Genomic DNA, 26,714 nt, shown 5'->3' with positions numbered 1-26,714 from the left:
ATTCCGGAGCGCATGACAAGGTGCCTCAGCGTCTGCTTCTGGCATTACTTCGGTAAAACTTTCCATTTAAACGCGGTCGCTCCTCCTTGAATAGGCCTCGGTAGAGGTTTTCTTACTTCTCTGATCCAATAGGTGCGTACAGCATCGCACGTTCTAGCGTAAGCCGATTTTTTTCCGTGATCTCTGCTCGTCGTGGGATTGTTGGGAATGGTTCGTCAAAAAGCCGAGGCGGCAAGGGCAAATCCGTCTCGGGTTGCCAGCGCTGGAGCCAGGCTTCAGGAAGATCACCGTCCACCAGAGGCTGATCGCTCATCTCACTCCATACCAGCGTCCACGCCCGTGGCACCACCCGCCAAATATCGTAGCCCCCGCCGCCTACAGCAATCCAACGACCGTCACAATATTCATGAGCAAGACGGTGAGCAAGACGAGGAATCGCTTGATAAATCTTCATCGAGCAAGACAAATGGGTGAGGGGATCGTACGCATGAGCATCACAACCATTTTGTGTCAGGATGACATCAGGCTTGAAGCCAGCCGCTAGCTTTGACACCAGCTCTTCATATACTTCCAGAAAAGAATCGTCTTCCGTGAAGGCATCGAGTGGAACGTTGACAGAATAACCGTAACCGCTTCCATCTCCACGTTCAGACAAATTGCCTGTTCCCGGGAAGAGATACTTTCCCGTTTCGTGAATGGATACAGTCAGTACATGAGGGTCATCGTAAAAAGCCCACTGTACCCCATCTCCATGATGGGCATCTGTGTCGATATACAGTACGCGCGCATTCCAGTTTTTACGCAAATAAGCGATCGCGACGGAGCAATCATTGTAGATACAAAATCCAGAGGCGCGTCCACGAAAGGCATGGTGCAATCCTCCGGCGGGATTGAAGGCGTGTTCTGCCTGTCCACTCATAACCGCGTCCACTGCGTTTAACGTACCTCCGACGATCAGCGAGGATGCTTCATGCATGTTTGAAAAACAGGGAACATCCTCGGTTCCCAAGCCATAGCTGGCAGCCTGCGGAAGCTCGTGTTCACTATGGCCCTGATCGCGTACAAACTGGATATAACGTGGGTCATGCACCAGAGCGAGTTCTTCATCTGTCGCCGGTCGGGGAGTCAGGATGTCTGAGGCTTGGAGTATTCCGTAACTGCTCATCAGATCGTGTGTGAGGAGCAGACGACGCTGGTTGAACGGATGATCATCATGAAAATAATATTGCGTGTAGTCTGGAGAGTAGATCAGACGAGCATTTCGGCTCACTGGAATATCCCCCCTTCCGTAGGGCCGATTACGGAAAAGCCTTTTTCAAGGAGCAATTGCGTCACAATACGAGGATCGATGGTCTGTACCCGAAAGACAAGATTCTTTTTCGCGGGCTTTTTCCCAGGAAAGACCACGACGCTCGTGACATTTACTTGTGCATCGCGAAAGACCTGACTGACTTCTGCCAGCATGCCGACGCGGTCGTCTACTTCGACTTCGATATGGGAGCTAGGTTTATTTACGCCGAAAAGTTCGATAAGGCTAGAGAAAAGATCCGATTCTGTGATCAATCCTACGAGCCGATTCCCTTCGACGATGGGTAGTGAGCCGATTTTGTGCTCGTATAGTTGGAGGGCTGCATCTTCGATGAAATCTAGTGGATGGGCAGTGATGACTTGTTGATTCATGATATCGGCTACAGGCTTGTGCAGGACGGTGTCATCATCGTCATGCGTGAGCAGGCGAGAGGGGAGAGCGTCTCGCAGGTCACGGTCCGAGACAATGCCTACGAGTGAGTCGTTTTCAATGACAGGCAAATGCCTGATTCTGTTTGCACGGAGTAGAAGAAGCGCTTCTCCGATTGTAGTGGAAGGCTGGATCGTGACAATAATTTTCCGCATAATCTCTTCAATACGCATAAGAGTGACCTCCTGGAATCAAAAGGCATCCAAACTAGTAAAGAAAACGATTTTGAAACCGCATAGCATCAAAGGCAACAACTGTTTCTGGGGGTACTCGTTTGCCGATTTTTGCCATTAGACAGTTGGCGGGATGCGAACATATTTCCGGATCGTCTGTCGCCATCCAGCTCAGGCCTACGCTGCCCATGACCTTTTCCATGACCTTTCTGTATTGCCACACATCGAGTCCTGTTCCTTTCAGATCCCAATGCCAGTAATACTCCGTTGTAATAATGACGTAGTCTTCCATGGCGTCGTCCAAGAAGGCGACTTCCAGCAGCTTTTTGCCTACGCCACCCGCCCTTACCTTATGACTGATTTCAATTGCTCCCAGCTCCAGCAAATCGGGCAGTTGGGCTTGTGACCATCGCTCCAGTGGATCGGGGTGCAGAAAGGTTACGTAGCCGAGGACGAGGTCTCCTTCACGTGCAATTATAATGCGCCCTTCAGGCAAATCAGCGATTTCGATGAGAGCTTCATGCTGCTGTTCAGGGATACGAAAAGCTTTCAGCCCCTCATCAAAGCGTAATGAGGCCAGATAACTTCCTGTAATCGGTCCTTCGACGAGCAGCTCCTTGTTGTTCACCATTAGGCTCAATGAATGATAGCGTTTGACGTGCTCCATCAGTTCCCCCCCTTACGTTTGTAGAAAAACAGAGATGGCGTCTAACCATCTCTGTCAGTTGTCATTCCAGTTTATTCTGTGGTGTTGGCAGTTACGATGTTAGAATGTGGCGATTCTCCGTAACTGTTGACTGCGGTAATGTAATAGTTACTGCCATTCGGTACTTCTGCTGCGTGTGTAAAGCTTGTGCTAGAGACAGTCCCGAGTAGCAAATAGCCGCTTGCTGAGTCTGGGCTAAAATATACGTTGTACATCTGCTCAGACGAGCTGCTTCCTTTCCACTTTAGCTGCCAACCGTTAGGCGTATTTTTGATAGACAAGGATTTCGGAGCAGCAGGTGGTGAAGCGGAATCTGTGTTTGTATTCGTGCCTCCTGATCCATCTTCTGGGTTAGTCGGAGTTCCACCTGGATCTGTTTGACCATTCCCGTTATTGTCCATCGGATTCGGGATGCCTGTTTCCGTACCTTGATTTGGATCAGGCAACTGCCATGTCTGTGTTGAACCGACAGAAGCGATTGCGGAAGGCTGCGATTCATGACCAGCGATATCCACAGAAGTGACATAATAGCCTAAATCTCGATGGATAGCAGTCGTATCGGCAAAAGTCAATTCTGATGGATCTTTCACAGTTGCTACTTTGACAAAGCCGTTCTGTACATCAGCGCGGTAGATGCGATAGCCGACCAAGTCAGCTTCTTTGGCGGATTGCCACGTAAGCGTAACTTGCTTGCCTGAACCTGTAGCTGTTACACCGCTAGGCGAAGATGGCGCTCCACCTGTCTCTGTGCGAGGGTCTTCCTTGTCAGGTAGGCGCTGCTCCCAATCTGGTGGTTGGGTGGCGACCCTACTGTTTTTCGTTTGAATTTGCTCTTTGGTAGGGAGCGGATCAGGTGAGCGGTAGAAGACTCCTTCGGTAACAAAATCTTCAGGTGTTCCTTCCTTCGCCAAGTACCGTTCGCCATTATACGTAATAACGCGTGCTTTTTGGTGGGTATCGTCCACCTTCCTCGGAACGAACTTGCTGTTGAACAAATCAGTGATCAAATGGCCAGCTTCTTTCGAAAGCTCACTTGGCAAAAGACCTGATTTCGAGTCAACGGTCGCACTGACTATTCCCGCGGGCTTTTTAAAGGTGGAGTCAGGAGGTGAAAGGTTCGGATGCTTCGCGATGACATCCTTCATGACCTTACCCCATACGACCATCGGAACATATTTGTCCGCGTCTGGCATTGGATATGGCTCGTCAAAGCCAACCCATACTCCCATGGACAACTCTGGCGTGTAACCGACGAACCAGAGGTCGTTGCTGTTGTTCGTTGTTCCGGTTTTACCTGCCACATCGACTTTGCGCGGCACGTATTTACGGACGTGTGTACCTGTACCGTTATTGACGACGGAACGCATCAAATCCGTGATCAAGTAGGCTGTTTGCTCGCTGTACACTTGTACAGGCTTGGATTCATGGCGATAAATGACTTTTCCGGTGCTATCCTCAATTCGGTCAATCAAGTAGGCATCCACAAAAGAACCGTGATTTGCAAATGTCGCATAGGCGTTTGTAATTTCCTCGGCAGTTGTGCCGTAGGTAAGACCGCCAATTACGCCAGTGGCCGCATAGTTGTCAGCATCCACTAATGTTGTGATTCCCATTTTCTTCACGTATTCAAGAGCGGTTGGAATGCCAACTTTCAAATACGTCTTGATCGCCGGAATGTTCCAGGACATCCGCAGTGCTTCGCGGGCACTCATAATCCCTTGCCATTTGTTGTTCCAGTTCTTAGGTAAATGGGAACCGTTCTGGCCGTCGGCGAGTAGCACCGGAGCGTCATCGATTGGGGATGCTGGCTGGAGCAATCCCAGTTCAAAAGCAGGAGCATAAGCGGCAAGTGGCTTCATGGCCGAACCAGGCTGGCGTGGCACGGTGGCGTGGTTCGTCTGTTCCACCTTGAAGTCACGTCCTCCGATCATACCGAGGATGGCTCCTGTTTTGTTGTGAATCAGCATTGCGCCGACTTCTTCCAGAGCATTTTCGATTTTCTCTGTTTTACCGTTAGAGCGACGAATCGTATAGGTGCGATTCTTACCGAAGTTTTTCGGATCGGCTGCAACAGCCTGCATGATGTCATATACGCTCTTGTCGATTGTGGTATGTATTTTGTACCCTTTTCGCAGTATGTCGCGACGTTTCTCTTCAACCAGCTGTCGGTATTCGTTGCGGCCGATGGTTGATTTGTCTCGCCCTTTTTCCAAGAGGTCTGCATCCACAAGTTGACGTGCGGCACGATCTTCAATTTCCATCATCAAGAAAGGTACTTCTCGATAAGCTTGCTGCGTCGGTTTTGCTAGCTGTGCCTTCAAATCACTGGTGAGAGCTCCATCGTATTGGGTTTTTGTGATAAAGCCATTCTCCAGCATGCGATCCAACACCATTTTTTGACGTTCCTTCCCGCGCTGATAGCTTTCTGCACGGAATGGAGAGTAGGCACCTGGGTTTTGAATCATACCTGCAAGATAGGAGCCCTCAGCGAGCCCGAGCTCTTTTACATCTTTGCCAAAAATCCCTTTCGCGGCAGCCTGAACGCCATAAACGTTTGATCCGTTGGCGTTTTTTCCAAAGTAAATTTCGTTCATGTAGGCTTCCAGAATCTGATCTTTGGAAAACATACGCTCGATTCGAATGGCGGTAAAAATTTCACGGGCCTTACGGGTGTGGCTAACTTCAGCAGAAAGGATTGTATTTTTTACAAGCTGCTGTGTAATCGTACTACCACCTGTTACGACAGGCTGGTTGGTAAATTCCTGAATCGCTCCGCGCATGGTGGATTGAAGCGAAACTCCGGAGTGGTGGTAGTAGTTATGGTCCTCAGTTGCGATGATGGCATTAATCAAATAGGGAGAAACGTCTGCTTTCTTCACCAAACGTCGATCGCCTTCTTCGGCCCGCAATTGGCCGATCAGAGAGCCGTCGCTGTAGTAGGCGAATCCAGTCAGATAGTTGGTGAAGATTTTATTCTCCAGTTCCTCCTTGCTGCGCACAGGCTCGTCCTTCACGAGTGCGGCAACATAACCTGTCACGATTCCTCCCGCAACTGCAGCTCCCATTAGCCCTAGCACGAAGACGATCTGGAAGATGATCCAGAACGCTCTACCGCGGCTTCTGCGTCGCTTTTTCTTCGTCGGTTCAGAGGAAGATGTGTGGTTATTCGACATAATCTACGACCCCCTAGCATACCCCCTGATTATACCATACGAGGAACCTAGAGGATAGAAAATGCGCAGCAGATAGCAAAATGTGTCAAAAAACGTTGGAAGTTGTCAACGCCATGTGATTGATTGCGTTTTACAGACATTGTTAAGCTTACAGAGGAGCAGCAGCTACTCTCCCTGCATCTGGTTGTCTGGGTGAAAGGGATTGAGCATTTTGGGAGCACGGCTATTGATGGAATGACAGCGAGGCCGATCATCGAAGAGGCCGTCCGTTACGGGGAGTTCAAGAAGCAGATGTGCAAAAAGGGGCACAAACACTGCTGGACTATTCCAATCAGAAAAATGAATTCGTCCGCGAGGTGTTGGCGCGGGCGAAAGCGTGGCATAAAGCAAATACATAAAAAAAGAGCAGGCCGACGAGCGGCACTACTCTTTTTCTTTTTATCCTCAAACGATTAACGGCTGTAGAACTCAACGATCAGAACTTCGTTGATTTCAGCTGGCATTTCTTCACGGTCTGGCAGACGAGTGAAGGTACCTTCAGCAGCAGCATCGTTGAATGTAACGTAGTTCGGCAGGAAAGTGCGGCTTTCCAGAGAGTCCTTGATCAGTTGCAGACCACGGGACTTTTCACGAATGGAGATTACATCACCCGGTTGTACGCGGTAGGATGGGATGTTTACTTTTTTGCCGTTCACCAGGAAGTGACCATGGTTTACCAACTGACGAGCAGCTGGGCGAGTTGGAGCAAAGCCCATGCGGTATACCAGGTTGTCCAGACGGGATTCCAGCAATTTCATGAAGTTTTCGCCCACTACGCCAGCCATTTTGCTAGCATTGTCGAAAGTGCGGCGGAATTGTTTTTCGTTAAGGCCAAACATGTGGCGCAGTTTTTGCTTTTCTTGCAACTGGATTCCGTACTCGCTCAGTTTACGACGGTTGTTGTGACCGTGTTGACCTGGAGGGAAGTTGCGTTTGATGTCTTTTCCTGTACCATCAAGGGAGATACCCAGACGACGAGCCAGTTTGTGACGAGGTCCTGTGTAACGTGACATGTTTTCATTCTCCTTTAATATGGATTCGCAGGTGTTTACTTCCGGCAGGTTAGTTCCTACTTTATCTACACGAACTTCGGACGGTAGCGTTTCCGCATCGTGCTCCTCACAGATGATCAGCCGCAGTCTGTAAAGGGAGGGAACTAAGAGGGTACATCCTTCCGTTTTTACCTACAATCAATGCTACCCTGTACACATACATTCAATAATACTAGGCGCGATATAGTAAAGTCAAGGGAAAAGAAGCGCGCCATCCGCCGCAAGAAGTGGGATGGATGGCGCTTTTTGGGTTTTATTTTCGCAACAAAGTAACCGGACCGTTTGGAGTATCCCGTTTTTCGAGGAAACGGGTAAAGGTAATGGCTGCATCGGCACGAGGGACGAGGCTTTGTGGCTGGAACTTCTGCTTATCGGTCGGCACGATACCGAGTGTAGTCGCGATGATGATCGAACCGCGGTATTTCGAATTGGCAATGTCTGAGAGCTCGGACTGGAACATGCCGGGGAAGTCCGTCAGTTTTTTGTAACCGAGTGCACGAACAATCATATCAGCGAGCTCTTCGCGTGTAATCGTCTCATTTGGGTTCAGCTTGGAAGTGTTTTTATCGAGAAGTCCGCGATCAACAGCACCTTCAACGGCTGAGAAGAAGCGCGAACCATTTGCCACATCGCTATAGGTGGCCTTGCGTTCCAGAGAGTACTGTGGATAGTGTCTGCCTTGGTTGAGACTGATCATGAGCATCTCAATCATTTCACCGCGTGTGATCGGCTTTTGCGGCATAATATTGCCGTTTTCAAGCGTGAGTGCGTCGTATTCATACATCAACAAGAGTTCCTTCTCCGCCGGATGATCCTTTAAATCGGCAGGAGCCGGACGATGCAGCGCAATCGTTTTGCCAGTAGAGGTGGAGCTCCACTCGCCTGTTACAGCGTCTAGGTAATACGGCTGCTCAAATGGGGTCATTGTCGCCCGATAAACGATCTTGGCGGTTCGCTTCGGTGTGTGGGAAGTCTGCTCTTTTGCACGTTTGGCATCCTCAGGAGTAAGAGGGACGAGGGCGTATACTGCCTCTGCTTTTGTCTCTGTCCACCACTTCTCGCTTGCTTCGGCAGCAGGCAGGTGCTTGGGAACTTGTGTCGGGTATGTTTCGTTGCCCAAATCAGCGCTGTAATTCAGCAGATCGCCTGTCTCTATGTCAAACGTGAAGTGGGCAGAGCCGCTAGCTGCAGCAATTCCATTGATATAACGCTCAAATCGGATCTGCGTCCGCTCGGAATCAACAACGGGTTGGTTTTCTTCCTCGATACGTTCTGCCCAGTAAAGCTGGTGGGCCATGGTTGGCGCCAGCTCGCGAATCGCTTCCATTGCTTTTGCCTTGAATTTTTCCATATCTGGTTTTTTAGTAGCGGTTGTTTTTTCTTTATGGCCGCGGAAGTCCTTGTTTAACTGGTAGATGTCCCCGGTTACTGCATCCACGGAGACATACGCAAATCCGTCTTCGCTATTGCCTTTTTCGCCGAATTCGAGATCCCAGACAGGACGATTGCCACGAAAGTCTTTTTCATTGTAGTTGGCAGAACGAAGCTCGTAGTTGGACAAATTCAATGTTCTCGATGCCCATTGTACAGCTTCCTCTTGGGAGAGCGGTTGTCCGCTGCGGCGTGCAGGAAGGACTTTGCTGCTAACAGGCTCAGGTTCTTTTGTTGGTTGATACGGGGTCAGCGATTGTGTCAATGCTTTGCCAGTCTCCGCATCAATGTAGAAGGTGAAGGGATTCATATACCCGAGAGACGGCTTGTTATTTTGAGTCTCCCCCCGCTCCCACGGCAGCAGGTAAACTGGTTTTGGATTCGCTTGTTCTTTAAACAGTTTCTCGGCCTCTTCTTCTGAGAGTGTCTTATCCGTATCCTCGAAAGTCACGTCGTTCCACGACAGAGAATAGTTGGTCACTGTGCCGGAAGCATCTACGGTAATATCTGCGCCGTTGTCGGGAAAGAGAATGCCGTCCACGTCTCGAACATAACGGAAATTATAGTAGACTTCCGAGTTTAGCGGAGTTTTCGGCTCTGGCATGTCGCGCGTATACAGTCTTGTTTCCACTGCTTTTCCTGCATTGTTTTTCTCGAAAAAGCGCTTCGCCTGCTCTTGTGCCTCCGTATAGGAAATTCGCTTTGCATAGGGAAGAGAGGATGCTTCCTGCTCATGACGCGAATAGGAAGTCAGCTCGCCTGTATTGGCGTGGATGCTGACGCTATATGATAGAAGGACTTTGCCGTTTTCCGGATCTTTCTTCACCCAACTAAACGACCATTCTGGAAATGAGCGCCAGCTATCCGCTGAACGAAATGATACATTTTGCACCGTCATCCCGGCGGTAGGCACTATTTTTGTAGCGAGTGCCAAGGCAGCTTCCTTGGAGAGCTTTGCTTTGGCTTGTGCCACGGAGTCTGCTTGTGACACCGTAGTCGCCATTTTATTGGTACTCACATGAGGTGATTGTGCATGTGCTTGAGCCACAGGCAGCAACAGACTGGCAGATAGAACAAATGAGCTAGACCGAATGATCCACGGTTTCATAGGAACCCCTCCAACGATGTCATATTCTTCTTATCACCTCTGACGAGGGGAATAGAAAGTTCGTTTCAGTTCAAATCCCCGAAAAAAAGCGACTGGTATTTGCAGAAAGGAATGAAATATAGGAATTTTGTACCAAATGTTTTTTTATCAATCTAGAATTGTGAACATCCATCTTATATAATAAGAAATACTATCCATAAGAATACAGAACGGTAAGGAGATAAATCGTTTTGGAAACCATCATGTATCTCATTCGTCATGGAGAGACGGAGTGGAATCAGCTTCGTCGTATACAAGGCCACAGTGACATCGCATTAAACGAGCTCGGGGTACGCCAGGCCGAGCAAGTAGCAGACAGGTTCCAAGGCGAGACGATTCACGCTTTTTATTCGAGTGATCTTAGTCGCGCGCGTGATACGGCTGCCAAGATTGCTGATAACTTCCAATTCTCTGTTTCTACGCGAACAACCTTGCGAGAGCGCTCCTATGGGGAGTGGGAGGGGCTCACCTATGAAGAAATACGTGAGCGATTTGAGAATCAGGATGAAGCCTCCTGTGGAATTGAGACATTTGAAGACATGCAGCGTCGAGCTGTAGCTGCCATGACAGAAATAGCAGGGAGCCATCCAGGTGAGGCGATTGTCGTTGTCTCGCATGGCGGTCTCATAAATAGCTTCTTGCATTATGTAACGGTAGGAGAACAAGGAACGGGGATCACACGTATCGATAATACCGGTATTTCGATATTTCGGTATGTAGATCGCAGGTGGGAAGTTCTATCCGTTAATGATACAGACCATTTGAAAGCTTGAGAAAATGCTGAGAGAGGGAGTTTCTCGTGTCAAGTAAAATGTTGGGGAAGTTAGAGACGGTCTTTTCCTACACGGCCCATTTTATCTTACAATCTTGGCCGGAAAAGCGCCCAGGCATCCTTTTCTTGACAGATTCCGGGGGTCGCGTAATCAACTTCATGGAAATGCAGGTTGGTCCATCTCGGAATTCTCAAGGGCTTACCCTGCAACACGATGTATCGATTGGCAAAGTCTTTGATTTTATTGTAGAGGCACTTTCTTCCAAAGAGATCGTAGTCAAAACGAGAAGTGAAACGAACAACGTGTGTGGAGCCTTTCCTTTGTGTGAAGAAGATGGTAGGGTTCGAGCTGTCATTGGCATGATCGCACCCCAAGACCAAATCCATTTCGATTTGTCATCCTATATGCGCGGGTTAGAGCCATTGATTCGCATGGGATATGATGCTTATATTCAACACGTAACAAGCCAGATTGTCATGGATTTGACGCTGCATGATACGACCAAAGAGCTGCTGCAAAGCTTGACGGGTCAAATCAGTGACATTATCCAGAAAGGCTATTGTTCGGCCGTTAAGCTCGCGGACAACGCCACGTTGATTCCGCAGGAGAGCGTAACAACGCAGGAGGCCGAAGGTGGACAAACCCATATTGCCCAACTGGTTTCGAGATTCGGTACAACGCAAATCATGCCTTCCATTTTGGATGACCACAGGCTTGTCGTCGTTCCTGTCTCCTTGAACCAAACGCCGCTCTACGCGCTGTTTTTGCATCTGCCACCCGAAGAGACAGATTACGTGTACGATGAACGGGATGTGGCTTTTTTGCAGGAAGTAGGCGCGAAGGCAAGCTGTGCGCTTTGGCGTTCGATTATGTCGGACGATCTGCGTCGTGAAGCGAGCAAAAAAGACTTGTTGTATCAGTTGATGTCAAAGATTCAGGCATCGATTGATGTGAATGATGTTTTGCATGAAATCGTGACGAGCATTCCCAGCCTTTATCCGTACTTGTCGGCAGAGCTTTTCCTGACGGTTGAACCCAATGCAACCACCCCGGTCAAACAGCTTTCTTTTCAAGAAGTAGAGCCGTCTACCAGTACAAAGGCCTATTTGGAAGGACGTCTCATTGCCGAGGAAGTGGGGGAAGGGGAGCAACAGGTGACGGTGATCGCAGCTCCACTTTTGGGCAAGCAAGGCATCTACGGAGTTTTGCAAGTGACATCCGATCAACGAATTACCTTGAGTCAGCATGAAAAGGACTATATCTCTATCTTGGCGGATACGGCTGGCACTGCGTTTGAAAACGCACAGCTCTATCAGCAATCGCGCAATCTCATTCGCGAATTGCGCTTGATTAATGAAATGGCACGCCAGTTGAACAGAAGTCTTGATTTAAAGGAAATTCTCGATTTTGTTACGACGATGATGCGGGCTACCTTTGATGCCGAGTTTTGTGCCATTTTGCGAAAAACGCCGGGAGAGGATTGCTTCAATGTGCTCTCTTCCTCCATACCAGCATTCAATGGCAGGACTATCGATTCTACAGAAAAGCCATTTCAGCAAATCTTGCAAAACAAGCAGGCATTGTTGCTAGCTCAGCCAGGGGCAGGACCGCTTCCTTTTTCGCTCTTTTCGTGCTGTTCCTTCATGGGGGTTCCGCTCGTTGTCGAGGGTGAGATTAGTGGAGTCCTTTTAGTCGCAGATTCCCGTTATCATTTTTTTAGTTTTGACGACTACAAACTCCTCGAAATATTTGGCCAGCACGCGAGCTTGGCAATGACCAACGCCGTCCTGCACAATGAAATGGAACGAATGGTCATTACGGATAATTTGACAGGTCTGTACACGAGAAGACATTTGAATGAACGAGTAAGAGGATCATTACAAAAAGACAACTATGGCTCGTTGATCTTGATTGATATTGATTATTTTAAGAATGTGAATGATACATTTGGCCATCAGGTAGGGGACGAGGTACTGATTCAGGTCTCCAATCTGATTCGACATAGCATTCGAGACAGTGATATCGCGGCAAGATGGGGTGGAGAGGAACTCGCTGTTTATTTGCCGCGTGTGGACAAAAACACCGCGCATTCCGTGGCAGAGCGCATACGCGAATGCGTCGAGCAGGAGACGTCTCCACAGGTCACGATCTCGTGCGGACTAGCGAAATGGAGCAGGGAGATGGATGTAAACCTGAGTGTGGAAGCGCTGTTCCATCAAGCAGATATTGCTCTGTATGAAGCCAAAAATTCAGGTAGAAATCAAGTTGTTCTCGCCTAGAGCCAAAACAATGGCTCTTTTCTCTTTTTCGGAAAAAAAGGCAAAAAACTTGAGAGGTAGATAAAAAATGACAACGAACGATGGCAAGCAAAGGATCGCGACGCAAGTAGCGCCTGATATTTATTGTCTCGAAATACCTACGCCTTTTGATGTGGGCGCAGTAAACGTCTACTTGCTAAAAGGGGAGCGCTTGACCTTAGTTGATGTGGGGCCGTTGACCGACGATGCGTGGGTGGCTTTAACAGAAGGCTTAGAATCGATTGGGGTAAGCGTGCAAGATATCGAGCAAGTCATTCTGACGCATCATCATGTGGATCATTGCGGGCAGTTAGAAAAAGTACGGGAACGATCGGGAGCAAAGACATTTGCCCATCCGCAGGCAACGCCTTATGTACAGCTGGATGAGCAGTTTATGACATTTCATGATCAGTTTTTCGAAGAGCTGTACATCCAAAGCGGTGTACCAGAAAAAATGATGGTCGTTATCTCGAAATTTCACAAGCTGATGAAGACGTTTTCTGAGCCAAGCCAGATTGACTTTCATCTGAAGCATGAGCAAAAGGTGCCGTACATGGATGACTGGCAGGTACTGTATACACCGGGACATAGCCAAAGCCATTTGTCGTTGTATCGGGCAAAGGATCGAGTCATGATTGGTGGAGACCATATCATCAAGCGAATCTCATCCAATGCATTCATTGAACCACCCCGGAATCGCACGAGTACAAGACCACTGACTTTGATCCAATACCGCACAGCGCTGCAAATGTGTGCGGACATGGAGATCGAACAAGTCCTGAGCGGACACGGTGAACCTGTTTACAATCATCGAGAGCTCATACTCACTCGACTGCAAAAGAACTGGGAGCGAACAGACATGCTCCGCAGGCTTCTTGCAGATGGAGAAAAAACAGCTTTTGAACTGAATGCTCTCTTATTTCCAGGCTTGTACCAAAAAGAATTGCCATTGACGCTATCCGAGACTTTGGGGCACATCGATTTGTTGATGATTCTCCATCAGATTGAAGTGAGAGAGCAGGATCGAGTCTTGTATTACCACCTGTAAAACCTGATTGTGCAAGAGAGGTTTGCAAGTAGAATAAGCCTATTCCTCCCCGGAAACGCTAAAAGGGACAATTACCCTGGGACCCCACATGAGGCTGACCCAAGGTAACCGAGGAGGGTAGCATCTATGCAGAAGTATTGGCCCATTTGCGTGATGGCTCTAGTGTGTACAGTTGTTGCAGGTGGCTGTAATCAAATGAATGTGAAGCAGGATGCGAATACAACGTTTGAGCAGGTGCGTGACAAGTTCGATGCGCAGAAATCGTATGCGTTCTACGGCCAAACCAAGCTGTTGACGGCGAACAGTGCCAATGCGAACATGGTTAACTTTTCGGGCAGAAAAGACGGAGAGGCTGTTTACATGAACGTGAAGCTCTCTGTCCCAGAGGAAAACAGAGTGGACAACTTATCCTTGCTCAGCCATGGGGACAAGCTGTACACCAAGCATGGACAAAACGAAGGCTGGAGCCATGCTGCAGGAGATAGTCCGGCCCTTCATCAAGAAATGAACAACTGGAACCCTATCGCTTCGTTTCAGCAAATCGACGATATGAAACGAAACGTCCGGATGCTTCCTGATGACAATCCAAAAGATGATTTTGAAGCGCTCGGGGTCGTATTGGATTCTGCCAAACTAAAGAGCTGGCTTGTTGCCCAAATGCAAGAACAAACAAAGCCGGGAGCAAAAGTCCAATCGATAGCAGGGCGAGAGAAACCCTACATACCGAAGCTAAAGCTAGCGATGGCACTCTCGGAAGGCAATTGGAGAGGGACGCCTGCACAACATTCTGGACCCACGATTCAGTCCAAGAAAAAGGTGGACGTAAACGAGCTCGTGAACCAGATGGAAGTGGAGGCAGAGTACACGATTCACTACAACAAAAAAACGATGCTCCCTACGAATATGACGATGTCCATTCGATCTTCGTACGATTTGAACGATCAGCGTGTAAAAGAGCATACCCAAGTAGAAACGTATTTGCAGCAATATGGGACAGTACCCCCCATCATAGCTCCAACGGAAAATAGCAAATAAAGAGTAAGAGTAATCAAGTGAGACGTTCCTCTTGCAAAACAGACAGGAGCGTCTTTTTTCTGTCAGGGAAAATTGAAAAGATAAAGTAACGTGCTCGATACTTTTTACGTACTTCTTATGTGGAAGGAAATCATGTGCGGTAACGGTTTTTTTCAATAGAATCAGCATGATGGGAAGGAATCATGGAAAACATTGTCGAACATACAACAAGACTATCTTTTTTCGTCGAATAATCTGTACAATGGGAAAGATGCCTGATGGATCAGACGAAAATGCGTATTTTATCCGCAGCAGCGAAGCTTTTTGATGTCCATGGCTACAAAGGAACCTCCGTAAGACAAATTGCCTCTGTTGCTCAAGTAAATTCCGCGCTGATTTCCTATCACTTTGAAGGGAAGCAAGGAGTCCTGGAGACGCTGATTGCTTCTTACTTTGAGACGTTGTTTCGCTTTTTGGAAGAACTGGAAAACGAGCAGGAAAACATCCCTGCCTATCAACGATTGGAACAAGTTGTGCAGCTGTATTTGCAATTTCAATGTGAGCATGCGCCTATTACACGTTTGATTCACCGAGAGCTGAGCGTAGAATCTATGCTTGCTCGTGAGGTGATGACACTATATATAAGCCGATGGAAGCATGGGCTTTCGCGTGTAATCGAGGGCGGTGTCGTCTCGGGTGAGTTTTTGCCCGTTTCTATTGATCGTACAGTACTGGCTATGACGAGCCAGATGATATATCCATTTTTGCAACCACAAATGGTTCGCCAGGTCTATGATCTGGAGCCGTCTTCCGAGGAGTTCGTCCAATGGCTGCAAACCTCGATTATGTGTTATCTGCGAGGTTCTTTGCTGCCTGCTTAGGCGTGGCCTCTCCCAATGAATGATTCTAGTAAGGGGATGTATGACAAGTGAAACGAAAACTATTCATGCTCTGTTTGGCAGGCATGTTGTTATATACGAATCCGGCTTATGCAACACCGTTTCCAGATAAAAAAGACGAAGTTGTTCAGGACGCTGACAACTATTTGAAAAAAGAAGACAGAACCGCCTTTGCAAATTCATTGAAAGGCATACCAGGCAGCTACAAAGTCGTGGTCGTGGAAAGCACTGCACCGGAAGCTGAATCGCCAGATATGTACGCGCAAAAGCTGTTTGACAATTACAATTTGGCCGACGATGCACTGATGATCGTACTTGACATAAACACCGAACAGCTGGGGATTTATGCCGGTCCTTCTTTGCAGGCAAAAGGTGCCACGATGACATTGCTGCATGACAAGATCGCGTCTTTTTATGAAGCATTCCGCACACAAAAGCAGTATTTGACCGGTATCCAAACTGTAATCGCGGAAGTAAACAGGGAGCTAAGCCGCATTGAAAACAAACAAGCAACAGCAAATCCGGGCACAGCTGATGCTAGCAAAGCAGAAGAGAGCGAGAGCAGCAGCGCACTCGGAGGTATTCCGTGGTGGATTTATCTGGTTGGTGCGGTATTTGCTGGGCTGTCGATCGGCTTGATTTACGCGATGATCAGACGCCGTGCTATTTTTGCCCAAGTAGACGATGTAGAGGATTGGAAGGAAGAGCTCGTTGAGAAGATCAATGTCATCGAGGTGGAAAAACCGCTTCGCCGTTCCAGCGGCATGACGGAAGTAAGTTACCACCACTTGGCTGACAAAAAAGAAAATCTGTTGCGCGTTCGTATCCCTGATGTGGAAATGATGATTCTCGATGCGGAAGAGGCTTGTGATCGTTTCCGTTTTACGTTGGCACTTGGCATGTTGAATGAGGCGAGGGAGGCCATTTCAAAAATTGAGGAAGAGTTGGATGAGCTAAAAACAGACACATCCAAAGTGGCTGTTACCAAGCAAGAAAACAAGGTTGTTGTTCCTGAGATCGGAAAGCAAGTGGAGCAGATGGAACGACGCTTGTCCGATTTACGTCTGGAGTACGGATTGTCTTTCCATGAATTGAAAGCATCGCTGGATGAAGTAGACACAATGCGAAAACTTGTGAAAACTTCGCGGGCAGCAGGAGACGACATTGCCGCCTACGAAACCACACAAAAAGCTCAGCAAGTACTGGAGCAGGTAGGACAAGCGATGGAGCTCATTCCAAAGCTTGTGCAACGCGTGAAAAAGGAAATGCCGGAAGAATTCAAGCATCTGGAGGAAGGAATTGAGCAGGCGGTTCGTGACGGCTTTCATTTAAAGCAGGATTCCTTTGACAATGCTCTTTTGCAGGCAAAGCAATTGGTCATGTCTGCAAAGAGCGCTTTGGAAGAGGGCAGCCTGGAAATGGTGTTAACCCATGTCAAAGCGTTCGAAGTGCTCATTGATGCGACGTATCAAGCGATAGAAGATGGCGTTCTTGCCCGCGATGAAGCCGCAGTGACGGTGTATGCAGAAGTTGAACCGGAACTGCAAGCAGAAGTGAATCAAGGCAAAGCTGAAATAGAATTTGTGCAGGAAGAAAACCGAACAGAAGTAGGAGAGGTGGAACAGGACAATTCGCTACAGCAAGTAGCTGCGACATCCGCGCCTGTGGAGCCGGAGATTCGTACACCTGAGCCCACTCTCGCTAGTGAGAACGAGCATTCTACCAGCGAAGAAGAGCGGGCGGACCGAGGAAAATCCTCAGAGCTGAGTGAAGCTGAACGTTCCGTGTTGTTGCAAGCAATTCCTCAGCTTTTTAATAAAAAAGCACAAAAGCCTACTCCAGCAGTCAAAGCTGAGGAGCCTGCGTACGAAGAAGAAGAGTATGAACTGGTCATGCCGAAGAGTCAGCCTGAACAGGAAGAAATAATTCCGGAAGAAGAAGAGCAAACGTATTTGGTCATCGAAACGGAAGACGATGCGCTGGATGAGCTGGAGCGAATTTCCAACACGTTAGTCCGCGTCCGTCAGCAAATCAAACGCAGCTACTTGCCGGGCATTCCGGATCAATTGAAATACATGTTTGAAGAAGTCGTGCAAACGTTGGGCCGCGTGCAAACGATTATGGAACAGTACCGCTATGATCTGGAAGAGGTGGCCATGCTGGTCCAGGACGCGAGTGATTTGGTCGACGAAACAGAGCGGATGGCAGAACGCATTATCTCAACATGTCAGATGGCAGAGGGGGCCATTCAGTATACAAACCGTTATCGCCGCCAAAATCGCCAGGTCAATGATTTGTTGACGAAGGCAGAGATATCATTTCGACAGCTTGCTTTTGCAGAAGCTTTTCAGCTTGCAGAGGAGGCCCGTCTGGTAATCGAGGGCGCTCCAGCCGAAGATGACAACGGTTGGCTTCTCCGTCGTAAGAAAAAGGGATGAGCCAGATGATGATCTTTCCTCTCTTCTTACTGGCAGTTGGTATTCTCGTCATGATACAACCGCGGACAAAACGTTGGCAATCGCGAATGAACGCTTATTTTCAGGGAGACGAAAGGCGCGTCAAGCAGCGTGCCAATACGTTTTTTCTGTTGGGCCTAGCCTTTTTGCTAGCTGGATTTGCGTATTTGTTCCGCCTTGTGGGATAAACCGATATTCAGTGATAAAGCACCTGTTATGAAAAGATGGACTTGCCGTCTTTTGTAACAGGTGCTTTTTCGTGGGCAAAAAAAAGAAGCATCGCTCACGCAGGCGATGCCCCATCTAGGAAGATAAAGGGAGTAAGGTCTGTTAAACCAGCACATTACAACTAGGGGGGAGTAATGTGCTGATTTCTCTTTTCATGAAAAGAGAACCTGATTCATAGTTTCCCCATTCCTTTATAATCTAAACGTCATTCTCGGAAAAAAATTCAAATGCTTCCTGCGCACTATGCGTACCCGCGGAATAGCCAGACGAAAAGGCGATGGTGATGTTGTAGCCACCGGTATGGGCGTGGACGTCCATGACCTCTCCAGCGAAATACAACCCATCCATGAGCTTGGATCTCATCGTGCGTGGATCGATCTCTTTTACACTCACACCGCCACCTGTAATGAACGCTTCCTCAAGAGAGAGCGTCCCCGTAATGGTGAGTGGAAAAGCTTTGATCAAGCCCGTGAACTTGCTCCACTCTTGTTTCTTCATATGGCTGTAGGTCGTTTCTTCCGAAATTCCTGCCATTGCAAGCAAGAGTGGGATAATCCGTTCGGGGAGGAAGCCTTTGATTGCATTTTTTACTGCCTTTTTTGGCTGCTCCTCGATCAGCTGCCAGCTTTCCGCCATGATTTCCTCGGCTGTTTTGTCAGGCATGAGATCGATCGTCAGAGATAGAGGAACCGCTCCGTATTTTCGTTGCGACACAGAGACATAATGTCCCATGCGCAGGGAGGCGGGGCCTGAGATTCCGAAATGAGTGAAGATCATATCGCCTTCCTGTATATTGATCTTTTTCCCATTGGGCGCATACAACGTCATCGTGATGTCACGCAGCGACAGACCTTGGATCGATTTATCGCGAATAAAAGAGTCATTGGCTGTAAGCGGTACTTCAGTAGGATACAGCTCTGTGATCGTATGCCCGGCTGCTTTCGCCCATGCATAGCCATCGCCTGTAGATCCTGTCTGTGGCACAGAACAACCCCCAACGGCAATAATCACACAAGGCGCGGTAATTTTCTCACCGGACTGGAGCAGGATGCCACCGACTCTGCCTTCCGAATAGAGAACTTCTTTTACAGCGGCATTTAAATGAATGCTGGCACCTCTTTGCTTCAACAAATCAATCAACGCTTGGGCGACTGTCACTGCTTTATCCGTGACCGGAAACATACGGCCTCGATCCTCTTCTTTTAACGCGACACCCAACTCCTCAAAAAACTGGATAATCTCTCGGTTGCCGAATTGGGTGAGAGCACTGTACATGAAGCGGCCATTTCCCGGCATTTGTTTGATTAATTCATCTTGTTCCTTGGCATTGGTTACATTGCAGCGACCGCCGCCAGATATGATGAGCTTGCGTCCGAGCTTCGATCCTTTTTCCACGAGACAAACTCTTGCTCCTTGGCCAGAAGCAGCAATAGCAGACATCAACCCAGAGGGGCCGCCGCCTATGATGATAACGTCATACTTGTATTGTGATCGATTCATTTCATTCTCGTCCTTTGTTGTATAGGGTTGGGCAACCACCATTTTACCACAACCTGTGCACCCGGCGCGCAATTCTAGCTAGGATAGAGAGGATGAGACACCTAAAATATCAGTCAACGGCTGATTTTCTAAGACGTAACGAACGGTGGATTCATCTCTGATGATATTCGTAACGACATAACCTTTGGCAAAATACGCCGTGAACAATTCGCGGGTCATCTCTCGCCACGAGGAAGCGACAGTCATATCTGCCCGTTTTACATCCTGGAAGAAGGCTGGGACAGGTAGCAGCACGACAGGCTCTTCTCGTGACAAATCGATTTCGACAGGATGTGGAATACCATCCTTGATTTCTAGACGCAACAGGTCTGGCGCCTGTTCTAAAGAGGGAGTAGAGTTCTTTCCTGCCTGGCGCGATTCCACACGATCGCTTCTGATAAACCATTCCACGAGGAAACGGTCTGTCGGCAGTCCTCGATTGAAGTCGTCATCGAGCTGTCCGTAGCAGTTTGGTAAATAGGTTCGAACGATTCCACCGAGCTTGGCGATGTTCAGAACGCCATTTACTGTCTCAAGCGGATCGTATGTCCATGTAATTTTGGAGTAGCCAGCAGCTGCCGCTTCTTCTTTTTGCAGCCATTTCATTTGTACACCTAACCCTTGCTTGCGATACTCTGGCAAAAAGCCGAGCATGTGCGAACAAAGATGTGGTTCCCCGTTGGTGAAGCCCGGGAAGCTGTACAAAAAGCCGATCATTTTCTCATCGTCGAATGCCCCTAAAAACAGACCGCCAAACTTTTGCATGGTGAGTGTCATATGGTGGGGAATAGCACTAGAAGGGTCCCATATTTTTCCCTCCATTTCTTCTAATTGCTCAATCTCACTGAATTCGGCCAACTTTCGTAATGTGATTGCCATCTGCTTTTTCCTCCTCAAACCATTCGTGTTGTTTTCTTCATTCGGGACAAGCTCTTGCATTCCTGCTTGGGAGTAGTTGCGTCATAATTCTCTCTCGCTGATAATAGAGAAGGACAACATGCATGAAACTAGGGTCGAGGAGGATTTTTGGCGATGGAAAATAAATTTCAAGTTGAACTGTGGAACCGTTTGGCGCAGGCACCAGGAGCGCCTGGCTTCGAAGGTCCGGTACGCGAGATTATGCGGGAATACATAAGCAGCTATACGAGTGAACTCATGTACGACAATTTGGGCAGTATTTTTGGCGTAATGCGTGGTGACGAGAACGGTCCCAAAATTATGGTAGCGGGTCACATGGACGAAGTGGGCTTCATGGTCACCCGAATTTCGGATAAAGGATTTATTTCCTTTCAGACGTTGGGAGGCTGGTGGGGGCAGGTCCTGCTCGCGCAACGTGTACAAATTATTACGGACAATGGACCAGTTGAAGGTGTAATCAGCTCGATCCCGCCGCATGTCTTGAGCGACGATCAGCGCAATCGCCCGATGGATGTACGCAATATGTTTATTGATATCGGTGTGGATTCACGTGAGGAAGCAGAGCAGGTAGGGATACGAGCTGGCCAGCAAATCGTACCGGTTTGCCCATTGCAGGTCATGGCCAATCCGCGCCGCATCATGGCTAAAGCATGGGATAATCGCTATGGTTGCAGTTTGGCAGTGGAGCTCGCAAAAGAGCTGCACGAAAAGCCCGATCATCCGAATGTCGTCTACGTCGGGGCTACTGTTCAGGAAGAATTGTCCGGGCAGCGCGGCGCGAGAACTGCCGCTGCTTCCATTGATCCGGATTTGTTCCTGGCATTGGATGCGAGTCCAGCCACAGACATTCCAGGGGTAAAAGATGATGGCGGCAAGCTTGGCGGTGGACTTTTGATGCGCATCTACGATCCGTTGTACGTCATGCCTGTAGGTTTGCGTGATCTTCTTATCTCTACGTGTGAGGAAGAGAACATTCCGTATCAGATTTATGTAGCAAAAGGCGGGACGGATGCAGGTGTCGTTCAGTACCATGGCAAGGGAGTGCCGTCTGCCGTTATTGGAATTCCTTCCCGCTACATTCACAGCCATGCTTCGATTATTGATCGCGAGGATTATGAGGCAGCCAAGCGTCTCTTGTTCAGTGTCATTCGCAAGCTGGATCGTGCGACGTGGGAATCTATTTTGCCTAGATAAATGGCAGGGAGAATATCGTTGAGTGAGTAGAAAGCGGAGGAATGCTTTTGAACGCGATCATATTGTATACACGTCGTCAGGGCGAGGCTACGTCCTTTGAATTTAATGTGTTTGACAATCAATTCGCTACGGAGAATCTGGCAGTGCGCAAGGTGTTGATGGCCATGCTTTCAGCCGTTTCCAACAAATTGACCGATCTGGAAGTGGAGTACAACGACAGCATACTGGTGGAAAAGGTCGGGGCGAAGCGTGCCGGTGAACTGCTTCGTTTTCTCGGGGCAACAAAAGAGAACATGCGGGAAAATCTGAGCAATGGTGTAGTCGTCAGCCGGATCTTTCATGCTCCTTTTACACTGGAGCACTATGAATACTTCTACAACTTGACAGACATCGCACAGCTGTCACATTATCGCTTAAAAGAAGGCAAAGAAGATCGCATCGTGTTTTATTTCATACGCTATCTCCAACTCATTGCGCCTGATGAAAAGTCTCGCGAAGCATTTTTGGAGAGATTGGAAGCATTTTCTTTGCCGTACAAGCTCGTACCGATTGCGTAAAGGAAACAAAAAAAGTCATTTTGCCCTTGCATGAAGGCGCAAAATGACTTTTTTTATTGATTGACTAAGGATTAGGTGGAAGGACGATTTGGTCCCTCCAGTTTTTTGTCTCCATAGCCCGGTGCATCGTTTTGAACGTTTTTGGGTTGGCGATTGCGCTCGTCTTGTTGATTTTGCTGAACAGAGGAATCCTTGCTTTGCTTTGTCATGGAACTACCCCTTTCTGTTTACAGCCAAGGCTGCCTAGTCGAATTTGTTTTTTGGCGAATCTGGGAGGATGCATTATCCTCCAGTTGGATGAATAGGGAGGTGAGCGGCACTCGCCTAAGCACTTCCATTTGCTTTTCGGGTTGGTGTTGTGCGTGTTCCTCTACGTTCATGTGGCCCCTTCCTTTCTGCGGTTTTTTAAGGGAGAGTCAAGTACAGCATTTTTGTGGCGAGGAATGGCATATAGGGCAAACAGACCCAGAATGGCCGCCAAAAACAACGTAATCACTCCATAGCCGATCCACGGATAATGGCTGCCGACTCCTCCTAGTTTTTCAACCATCGCTCCACCCAATCCCGTCCCAAGAGCCGTTCCAAGACCAGATACGAAATTGGAAAAGCCAAAGTACGCCCCTAGCCATTCTTCCTTTGCAAAATGAGTGACGAGACTGTCCAGCATCGGCATAAACAGCATCTCACCCAAAATAAAAAGAATCGCAGCCCCGCTAAGTGTGAGGAAGTGATTTGCCCATCCCATAAGCGTTAGCCCTGCACCTAACAAGATCGTACCCAATGTGACAGACAAGTATGGATTGATGCGCTGTAGAACAAAGCGTGAGATCAAACCTTGCAGGACGACGACACTGAGCGAGTTGATCGTCCAAATGAGGCCAATCATCGTAGCGGAATGCAGGACATGCTCACCCCGCAGGGGCAGGATCATGGCGAATTGGGCGTAAAGCGACCAGATTAAGAGCGAGATCACGGAAAAAAGCAGAAAGCTGCGATGGGTCAAGATGTGACGATACTCCTTGATCGGCGTTTGCTTGCAATCTGTTCCCACACAGCGATCATCGGGAAGGATGAAGCGAGAAAAGACAGCAAGTGTTCCATACACAAAGGCAGCTACGAGAAACGGCTGTTTCCCACCCGCAGTCATCCATGTAATGACCAAGCCTGCGACAATAATCCCGCTATGAGCGAGTATCCCTCTCCACGAGAAGGCAGCAGTTCTTTGGCTCTCATCCACTTCATCCGCAATCATGGCTTTAATGGTAGGAGCGAGCAGGCCAAGACCCAAGCCGTTGACAGAGGAGAATAACAAGAAGAAACCATAGGAATGGCTGAAGTGATAGCCTGCCATGGCACATCCTTGAAGGAGTGCCCCCAAGGCTAAGATGGTGCGTTTGCCCCAGCGATCTGACATCAAGCCGCCTGCCAAGCTTCCGATTTGGTATGTGATGCTTCCTGCTGCCAAAATGATGCCGACTTGGGAAAGAGAAAGAACCCGTACCTTTTGCAAAAAGACTGGGAAGACGGGAATGACCAGATAAGAGGCCATGTGCATGAAAAAGACGACTATCAGTAACAGCAAGTAAGGCTTGTTGCGTAACAGTGATCCAGTAGAGGCTGTCATGTTCGTCTCCTCTTTGATTCATTCCTCTCTAGTATGAGTGGAAAAGGATTGTCCCTATGCGTGGTTTTCACAAACAAAAAGTAGGCCAGCACACAAAATCGATATGAAGGCAGGCAAGCGTCCAATCCAACAAGCGTGGAACCACATATACCTATAGGGAAAGGTACCATGGGCGGTATGGAATGGTGCGAGGAGTACGGCAAAATGAAGGGGGGATCTGACGTGAGAGGATTTGGATTCTTCAACGAGGAAGGTTTCGAAGTGATCATCTGGATCATCGTGATCGTTTTTCTCCTCGTTATATTTTTTGACGAAGGGATAGATTAAGATGAGTGGATATCGACCGGTTCGGCAATTGAATCACTATTACAAAACAAACGAGGCTTTCAAGAAATGGATTCGTGCCAATGAGCAATGGTTCAAGCAAAATCCAGAGGTGTTTAACCAGATGCTCCGCAATCCGAAAATGGTTAACTTGTTTACGGATCTCATGATCATGAACTCGCCGCGCATTGAAAAGAAACTGAAGAAATGGAGAAGGAACCAACGCTGATCGATCCGGCATGCTGCCAAATAGAGCATGCCGCTTTTTATTTGGAACGCTGACGAGTTCTGTTATAAAACCGGAATGACGAGCGTAGGGATAAGCATATGCTGCTTGTTCGAAGAAAGGATGAAGCACAGCATGGCACAAGTCATTTTGACGTTTTTCGTGGCTTATGGCATTGTGGTCGGCGGTTCTCTTTCAGGTGGAGTGGGCGCATTTCTCACAGAAAAGCCCCCGCTGTTATCTATGGCTCAATTGGCTGACCAGCTCAAAATATGGGGATTGGTTGGGGCATTGGGTGGAACTTTTGATTCGTTTTTGCAGATCGAAAAAATATTGATGGGAAATTTGACACCTGTCTTTAAACAGCTCGTCATGATTGTTGTCGCATTTTTGGGTGCCCATATCGGAACGATTTGTGTGCATTGGCTGGTACAGGTGCGCTCATGAAGGTGATTCTTTGGAAGCGTTACCTCGCTCTTTTGCTCATGGGGTGCGTGTTTGGCGGAACCGTGATTTTATTTACATACGGACGCGAAATGGAGCAGATGATGCTGATTAAAAAAAGCCTGGAGCTGCAGAACAAAAAACTGTACGAGGAGAATCTGGAGCTGAAGCAAAATCAGCGGGTCTATCGCAAAAAGCAAGAGACCGTCATCGAAGACGTACGCGCCTCCGTACTCACTGCGGATCAGAAGCAGCCGCTTCATGCCACCATCATGGTACAGGTAGTCGATCGGGTGGAAAAGGATCTCGCTTCATTGAAAGGGAAGAAGGTTGAGCAGGTTGCGGAGGTCCATCAGGTCTTGCATGAAATGCTGCGACGCCGCGAATATATTTTATCTGATCGAACGACCGTGGAGGTGCGAATCAAAACGGTTGTGATCAGTAGAACGCTGCATGTGTTTGTGACAGCCGACGTTATACCCGATGATGTTTGGCAAAAGATTGCGCGAAACTTTCTATTTCTTCCGCCGTATATTTCAATATAGAATATCTGATAGCCAGATGTAGGTCTGGGTCGGTATAAAGGAGAGGCGAACACATGTCCATGTTCAAAAAATTATTGGCTAGTGTAGGTATTGGCTCTGCGCAAGTAGATGCACGTCTTGAGCAGGATTCACTCATTCCCGGAGATATGGTCAGAGGTGAGGTCCATATCAAGGGAGGAGATGTCGCCCAGGAAATCGACGAAATTTACATGTATGTCGTCACACACTATGAAAGAGAAATCAATGACTCTAAGACGAAGGAAGAATGCACACTTGTAAAATATCGTCTGTCAGAGCGGGTACAATTGAAACCGAAAGAGGAAACCGTGCTGCCATTCGCTTTTCAATTGCCGTATGAGACGCCATTGACGATGGGGCGTCAACCCGTTTACCTACGGACAGGTCTCGATATTAAAAATGCGATTGACCCGGGTGATTCCGATTTCATCGAGGTTCGCCCACATCCGTTAATGTCCAAAGTGTTGGATGCTGTTCAGCAGATCGGATTCCAGCTGTATAAGGTAGATTGCGAATACAATCGCCACCTTGGTCGCAATCATCCGTTTGTACAGGAATTTGAATTCCGTCCGACAGGGTCATACCGCAGCCAATTGGAGGAGCTCGAAGTAGTCTTCTACCTGCGCGATGGCGAGTTGGAAGTTTTATTGGAACTGGATAAACGTGCGCGAGGCTTTATGGGAGCATTTGAAGAAGCATTTAATCTTGATGAACGCTATATCCGTTTCCGCTTAACGAATGCAGACTTGAACAAACATACGCATGTCATTGCAGAAGCGATTGAAGCGCTCATTAAGCAGCAGCTTCGCTAGAGAATGATACAAAAAAGGCCTGACGGAGTGAAAATGAACACTCTGTCAGCCTTTTTTTTATGGAGGTCTTAATCATCGCCAACGCCTACGATAGTCAACAGAACGAACAAGACGAGAACCAGCGCAATTCCATTAAAGCCGCCGTTAAAAAAGCTCATCGATTTTCCTCCCACCCGCAAGAAGTAGTTAATTCCCTATAGGATAGTCACTGATCTATGAATCGGTGTCGAGGCGTCTACCTAAATTCCTGTACACAACTCTCTTTCTAATTTTTCGATTTGCATGTATAGGGCTGGATTTTTCTGACAATACTGTGAGCATGAAGAATCCAGAGGAGGA

The 26,714-nt window shown here is 48.2% G+C and carries 26 protein-coding genes; 14 read left to right on the top strand and 12 right to left on the bottom strand.

Annotated features, from left to right (window positions below):
* Positions 1–112 precede the first annotated feature (112 nt).
* From C7R94_RS25700 to C7R94_RS25685, 4 genes are all read right to left on the bottom strand, one after another.
* On the bottom strand, positions 113–1,270 hold the full coding sequence (locus tag C7R94_RS25700) for an acetoin utilization protein AcuC (protein ID WP_106785505.1): 1,158 nt from the start codon (positions 1,268–1,270) through the stop codon (positions 113–115).
* Complete coding sequence (locus C7R94_RS25695) at positions 1,267–1,911, bottom strand: CBS and ACT domain-containing protein (RefSeq protein ID WP_106785504.1); 645 nt, start codon at positions 1,909–1,911, stop codon at positions 1,267–1,269. Before C7R94_RS25695 ends, C7R94_RS25700 begins: the two co-directional genes overlap by 4 nt.
* A gap of 34 nt (positions 1,912–1,945) precedes the next feature.
* Complete coding sequence (locus C7R94_RS25690; protein WP_106785503.1) at positions 1,946–2,578, bottom strand: N-acetyltransferase; 633 nt, start codon at positions 2,576–2,578, stop codon at positions 1,946–1,948.
* Between the two features lie 71 nt (positions 2,579–2,649).
* Positions 2,650–5,790, bottom strand: coding sequence for a penicillin-binding protein 1A (locus tag C7R94_RS25685; RefSeq protein WP_106785502.1), 3,141 nt, complete (start codon positions 5,788–5,790; stop codon positions 2,650–2,652).
* Between the two features lie 192 nt (positions 5,791–5,982).
* On the opposite strand from C7R94_RS25685, the gene C7R94_RS31055 reads away from it, so the two are divergent.
* Positions 5,983–6,246, top strand: coding sequence for a hypothetical protein (locus C7R94_RS31055; protein WP_369835026.1), 264 nt, complete (start codon positions 5,983–5,985; stop codon positions 6,244–6,246).
* On the opposite strand, the gene rpsD is transcribed toward C7R94_RS31055, so the two are convergent.
* Positions 6,243–6,842 (bottom strand): 30S ribosomal protein S4, encoded by a 600-nt coding sequence (gene rpsD, locus C7R94_RS25675; RefSeq protein ID WP_047071935.1) that lies wholly within the window; start codon positions 6,840–6,842, stop codon positions 6,243–6,245. The genes C7R94_RS31055 and rpsD overlap by 4 nt on opposite strands.
* A 292-nt stretch (positions 6,843–7,134) precedes the next feature.
* Positions 7,135–9,420 carry a YcdB/YcdC domain-containing protein gene (locus C7R94_RS25670; RefSeq protein WP_106785500.1) on the bottom strand — a complete coding sequence of 762 codons (2,286 nt, stop codon included), beginning with the start codon at positions 9,418–9,420 and terminating at the stop codon, positions 7,135–7,137.
* A 230-nt stretch (positions 9,421–9,650) separates the two neighbouring features.
* Here C7R94_RS25670 and C7R94_RS25665 point away from each other — a divergent pair, with 230 nt between their 5' ends.
* The 7 genes from C7R94_RS25665 to C7R94_RS25630 all read left to right on the top strand — a co-directional run bounded on the left by C7R94_RS25665 (position 9,651) and on the right by C7R94_RS25630 (position 18,134).
* Positions 9,651–10,232, top strand: a complete 582-nt coding sequence (locus tag C7R94_RS25665; RefSeq protein WP_047071939.1) for a histidine phosphatase family protein — start codon at positions 9,651–9,653, stop codon at positions 10,230–10,232.
* Positions 10,233–10,270: 38 nt separating this feature from the next.
* Entirely contained in the window at positions 10,271–12,511 is a 2,241-nt protein-coding gene (locus tag C7R94_RS25660) for a sensor domain-containing diguanylate cyclase (protein WP_106785499.1), read from the top strand.
* Positions 12,512–12,578: 67 nt separating this feature from the next.
* On the top strand, positions 12,579–13,577 hold the full coding sequence (locus C7R94_RS25655) for an MBL fold metallo-hydrolase (RefSeq protein WP_106785498.1): 999 nt from the start codon (positions 12,579–12,581) through the stop codon (positions 13,575–13,577).
* 126 nt (positions 13,578–13,703) lie between these two features.
* Positions 13,704–14,612, top strand: coding sequence for a hypothetical protein (locus C7R94_RS25650; protein ID WP_106785497.1), 909 nt, complete (start codon positions 13,704–13,706; stop codon positions 14,610–14,612).
* A 257-nt stretch (positions 14,613–14,869) separates the two neighbouring features.
* Positions 14,870–15,472 (top strand): forespore capture DNA-binding protein RefZ, encoded by a 603-nt coding sequence (gene refZ / locus C7R94_RS25640; RefSeq protein ID WP_106785496.1) that lies wholly within the window; start codon positions 14,870–14,872, stop codon positions 15,470–15,472.
* 47 nt (positions 15,473–15,519) lie between these two features.
* Positions 15,520–17,928, top strand: a complete 2,409-nt coding sequence (locus tag C7R94_RS25635; protein ID WP_106785495.1) for a septation ring formation regulator EzrA — start codon at positions 15,520–15,522, stop codon at positions 17,926–17,928.
* Positions 17,925–18,134 (top strand): hypothetical protein, encoded by a 210-nt coding sequence (locus C7R94_RS25630; RefSeq protein ID WP_106785494.1) that lies wholly within the window; start codon positions 17,925–17,927, stop codon positions 18,132–18,134. Before C7R94_RS25635 ends, C7R94_RS25630 begins: the two co-directional genes overlap by 4 nt.
* A 238-nt stretch (positions 18,135–18,372) precedes the next feature.
* Here C7R94_RS25630 and C7R94_RS25625 read toward each other — a convergent pair whose 3' ends face one another.
* Positions 18,373–19,674, bottom strand: coding sequence for a BaiN/RdsA family NAD(P)/FAD-dependent oxidoreductase (locus C7R94_RS25625; protein ID WP_199197963.1), 1,302 nt, complete (start codon positions 19,672–19,674; stop codon positions 18,373–18,375).
* 78 nt (positions 19,675–19,752) lie between these two features.
* Complete coding sequence (locus tag C7R94_RS25620; protein ID WP_106785492.1) at positions 19,753–20,592, bottom strand: GNAT family N-acetyltransferase; 840 nt, start codon at positions 20,590–20,592, stop codon at positions 19,753–19,755.
* A 153-nt stretch (positions 20,593–20,745) separates the two neighbouring features.
* On the opposite strand from C7R94_RS25620, the gene C7R94_RS25615 reads away from it, so the two are divergent.
* Together C7R94_RS25615 and C7R94_RS25610 are read left to right on the top strand one after the other, a co-directional pair.
* Positions 20,746–21,825, top strand: a complete 1,080-nt coding sequence (locus C7R94_RS25615) for a M42 family metallopeptidase (protein ID WP_106785491.1) — start codon at positions 20,746–20,748, stop codon at positions 21,823–21,825.
* A 41-nt stretch (positions 21,826–21,866) separates the two neighbouring features.
* Complete coding sequence (locus C7R94_RS25610; RefSeq protein ID WP_106785490.1) at positions 21,867–22,382, top strand: hypothetical protein; 516 nt, start codon at positions 21,867–21,869, stop codon at positions 22,380–22,382.
* A 71-nt stretch (positions 22,383–22,453) separates the two neighbouring features.
* On the opposite strand, the gene C7R94_RS30425 is transcribed toward C7R94_RS25610, so the two are convergent.
* Genes C7R94_RS30425 through C7R94_RS25605 form a run of 3 tightly spaced genes read right to left on the bottom strand, consistent with a single transcriptional unit; the run spans position 22,454 to position 24,006 of the window.
* Positions 22,454–22,591, bottom strand: coding sequence for a hypothetical protein (locus C7R94_RS30425; protein ID WP_197239475.1), 138 nt, complete (start codon positions 22,589–22,591; stop codon positions 22,454–22,456).
* An 18-nt stretch (positions 22,592–22,609) separates the two neighbouring features.
* A complete protein-coding gene (locus C7R94_RS30420) occupies positions 22,610–22,762 on the bottom strand; it encodes a hypothetical protein (protein WP_197239473.1) in 153 nt (50 codons plus the stop codon).
* Positions 22,759–24,006, bottom strand: coding sequence for an MFS transporter (locus C7R94_RS25605; protein ID WP_106785489.1), 1,248 nt, complete (start codon positions 24,004–24,006; stop codon positions 22,759–22,761). Before C7R94_RS25605 ends, C7R94_RS30420 begins: the two co-directional genes overlap by 4 nt.
* Before the next feature lie 328 nt (positions 24,007–24,334).
* On the opposite strand from C7R94_RS25605, the gene C7R94_RS25600 reads away from it, so the two are divergent.
* From C7R94_RS25600 to C7R94_RS25585, 4 genes are all read left to right on the top strand, one after another.
* Complete coding sequence (locus C7R94_RS25600) at positions 24,335–24,559, top strand: hypothetical protein (RefSeq protein WP_047071961.1); 225 nt, start codon at positions 24,335–24,337, stop codon at positions 24,557–24,559.
* A gap of 132 nt (positions 24,560–24,691) precedes the next feature.
* A complete protein-coding gene (locus C7R94_RS25595; protein ID WP_047071963.1) occupies positions 24,692–25,003 on the top strand; it encodes a YtrH family sporulation protein in 312 nt (103 codons plus the stop codon).
* The gene (locus tag C7R94_RS25590; protein WP_106785488.1) at positions 25,000–25,545 is read left to right on the top strand and encodes a sporulation membrane protein YtrI; all 546 of its coding nucleotides are present in this window, start codon (positions 25,000–25,002) and stop codon (positions 25,543–25,545) included. The genes C7R94_RS25595 and C7R94_RS25590 overlap by 4 nt, the downstream gene beginning before the upstream one ends.
* Before the next feature lie 53 nt (positions 25,546–25,598).
* On the top strand, positions 25,599–26,375 hold the full coding sequence (locus C7R94_RS25585; protein WP_106785487.1) for a sporulation protein: 777 nt from the start codon (positions 25,599–25,601) through the stop codon (positions 26,373–26,375).
* 68 nt (positions 26,376–26,443) lie between these two features.
* On the opposite strand, the gene C7R94_RS25580 is transcribed toward C7R94_RS25585, so the two are convergent.
* A complete protein-coding gene (locus tag C7R94_RS25580; protein ID WP_047071969.1) occupies positions 26,444–26,533 on the bottom strand; it encodes a sporulation protein YjcZ in 90 nt (29 codons plus the stop codon).
* Between the last annotated feature and the right edge of the window lie 181 nt (positions 26,534–26,714).

The organism is Brevibacillus sp. NRRL NRS-603 (assembly GCF_003013445.1).
GTDB lineage: Bacteria > Bacillota > Bacilli > Brevibacillales > Brevibacillaceae > Brevibacillus > Brevibacillus formosus.
This window is presented reverse-complemented; position numbering and strand designations above follow the sequence as displayed.

What these genes read in the sequence shown, in the direction of transcription:
- C7R94_RS25695 (WP_106785504.1), bottom strand. Translation starts at nt 1,911, where the DNA reads ATGCGTATTGAAGAGATTATGCGGAAAATTATTGTCACGATCCAGCCT.
- C7R94_RS25690 (WP_106785503.1), bottom strand. Translation starts at nt 2,578, where the DNA reads ATGGAGCACGTCAAACGCTATCATTCATTGAGCCTAATGGTGAACAAC.
- C7R94_RS25685 (WP_106785502.1), bottom strand. Translation starts at nt 5,790, where the DNA reads ATGTCGAATAACCACACATCTTCCTCTGAACCGACGAAGAAAAAGCGA.
- rpsD (WP_047071935.1), bottom strand. Translation starts at nt 6,842, where the DNA reads ATGTCACGTTACACAGGACCTCGTCACAAACTGGCTCGTCGTCTGGGT.
- C7R94_RS25670 (WP_106785500.1), bottom strand. Translation starts at nt 9,420, where the DNA reads ATGAAACCGTGGATCATTCGGTCTAGCTCATTTGTTCTATCTGCCAGT.
- C7R94_RS25660 (WP_106785499.1), top strand. Translation starts at nt 10,271, where the DNA reads ATGTTGGGGAAGTTAGAGACGGTCTTTTCCTACACGGCCCATTTTATC.
- C7R94_RS25655 (WP_106785498.1), top strand. Translation starts at nt 12,579, where the DNA reads ATGACAACGAACGATGGCAAGCAAAGGATCGCGACGCAAGTAGCGCCT.
- C7R94_RS25650 (WP_106785497.1), top strand. Translation starts at nt 13,704, where the DNA reads ATGCAGAAGTATTGGCCCATTTGCGTGATGGCTCTAGTGTGTACAGTT.
- refZ (WP_106785496.1), top strand. Translation starts at nt 14,870, where the DNA reads ATGGATCAGACGAAAATGCGTATTTTATCCGCAGCAGCGAAGCTTTTT.
- C7R94_RS25630 (WP_106785494.1), top strand. Translation starts at nt 17,925, where the DNA reads ATGAGCCAGATGATGATCTTTCCTCTCTTCTTACTGGCAGTTGGTATT.
- C7R94_RS25625 (WP_199197963.1), bottom strand. Translation starts at nt 19,674, where the DNA reads ATGAATCGATCACAATACAAGTATGACGTTATCATCATAGGCGGCGGC.
- C7R94_RS25620 (WP_106785492.1), bottom strand. Translation starts at nt 20,592, where the DNA reads ATGGCAATCACATTACGAAAGTTGGCCGAATTCAGTGAGATTGAGCAA.
- C7R94_RS25615 (WP_106785491.1), top strand. Translation starts at nt 20,746, where the DNA reads ATGGAAAATAAATTTCAAGTTGAACTGTGGAACCGTTTGGCGCAGGCA.
- C7R94_RS25610 (WP_106785490.1), top strand. Translation starts at nt 21,867, where the DNA reads ATGCTTTTGAACGCGATCATATTGTATACACGTCGTCAGGGCGAGGCT.
- C7R94_RS30425 (WP_197239475.1), bottom strand. Translation starts at nt 22,591, where the DNA reads ATGACAAAGCAAAGCAAGGATTCCTCTGTTCAGCAAAATCAACAAGAC.
- C7R94_RS30420 (WP_197239473.1), bottom strand. Translation starts at nt 22,762, where the DNA reads ATGAACGTAGAGGAACACGCACAACACCAACCCGAAAAGCAAATGGAA.
- C7R94_RS25605 (WP_106785489.1), bottom strand. Translation starts at nt 24,006, where the DNA reads ATGACAGCCTCTACTGGATCACTGTTACGCAACAAGCCTTACTTGCTG.
- C7R94_RS25600 (WP_047071961.1), top strand. Translation starts at nt 24,335, where the DNA reads ATGAGTGGATATCGACCGGTTCGGCAATTGAATCACTATTACAAAACA.
- C7R94_RS25595 (WP_047071963.1), top strand. Translation starts at nt 24,692, where the DNA reads ATGGCACAAGTCATTTTGACGTTTTTCGTGGCTTATGGCATTGTGGTC.
- C7R94_RS25590 (WP_106785488.1), top strand. Translation starts at nt 25,000, where the DNA reads ATGAAGGTGATTCTTTGGAAGCGTTACCTCGCTCTTTTGCTCATGGGG.
- C7R94_RS25585 (WP_106785487.1), top strand. Translation starts at nt 25,599, where the DNA reads ATGTCCATGTTCAAAAAATTATTGGCTAGTGTAGGTATTGGCTCTGCG.
- C7R94_RS25580 (WP_047071969.1), bottom strand. Translation starts at nt 26,533, where the DNA reads ATGAGCTTTTTTAACGGCGGCTTTAATGGAATTGCGCTGGTTCTCGTC.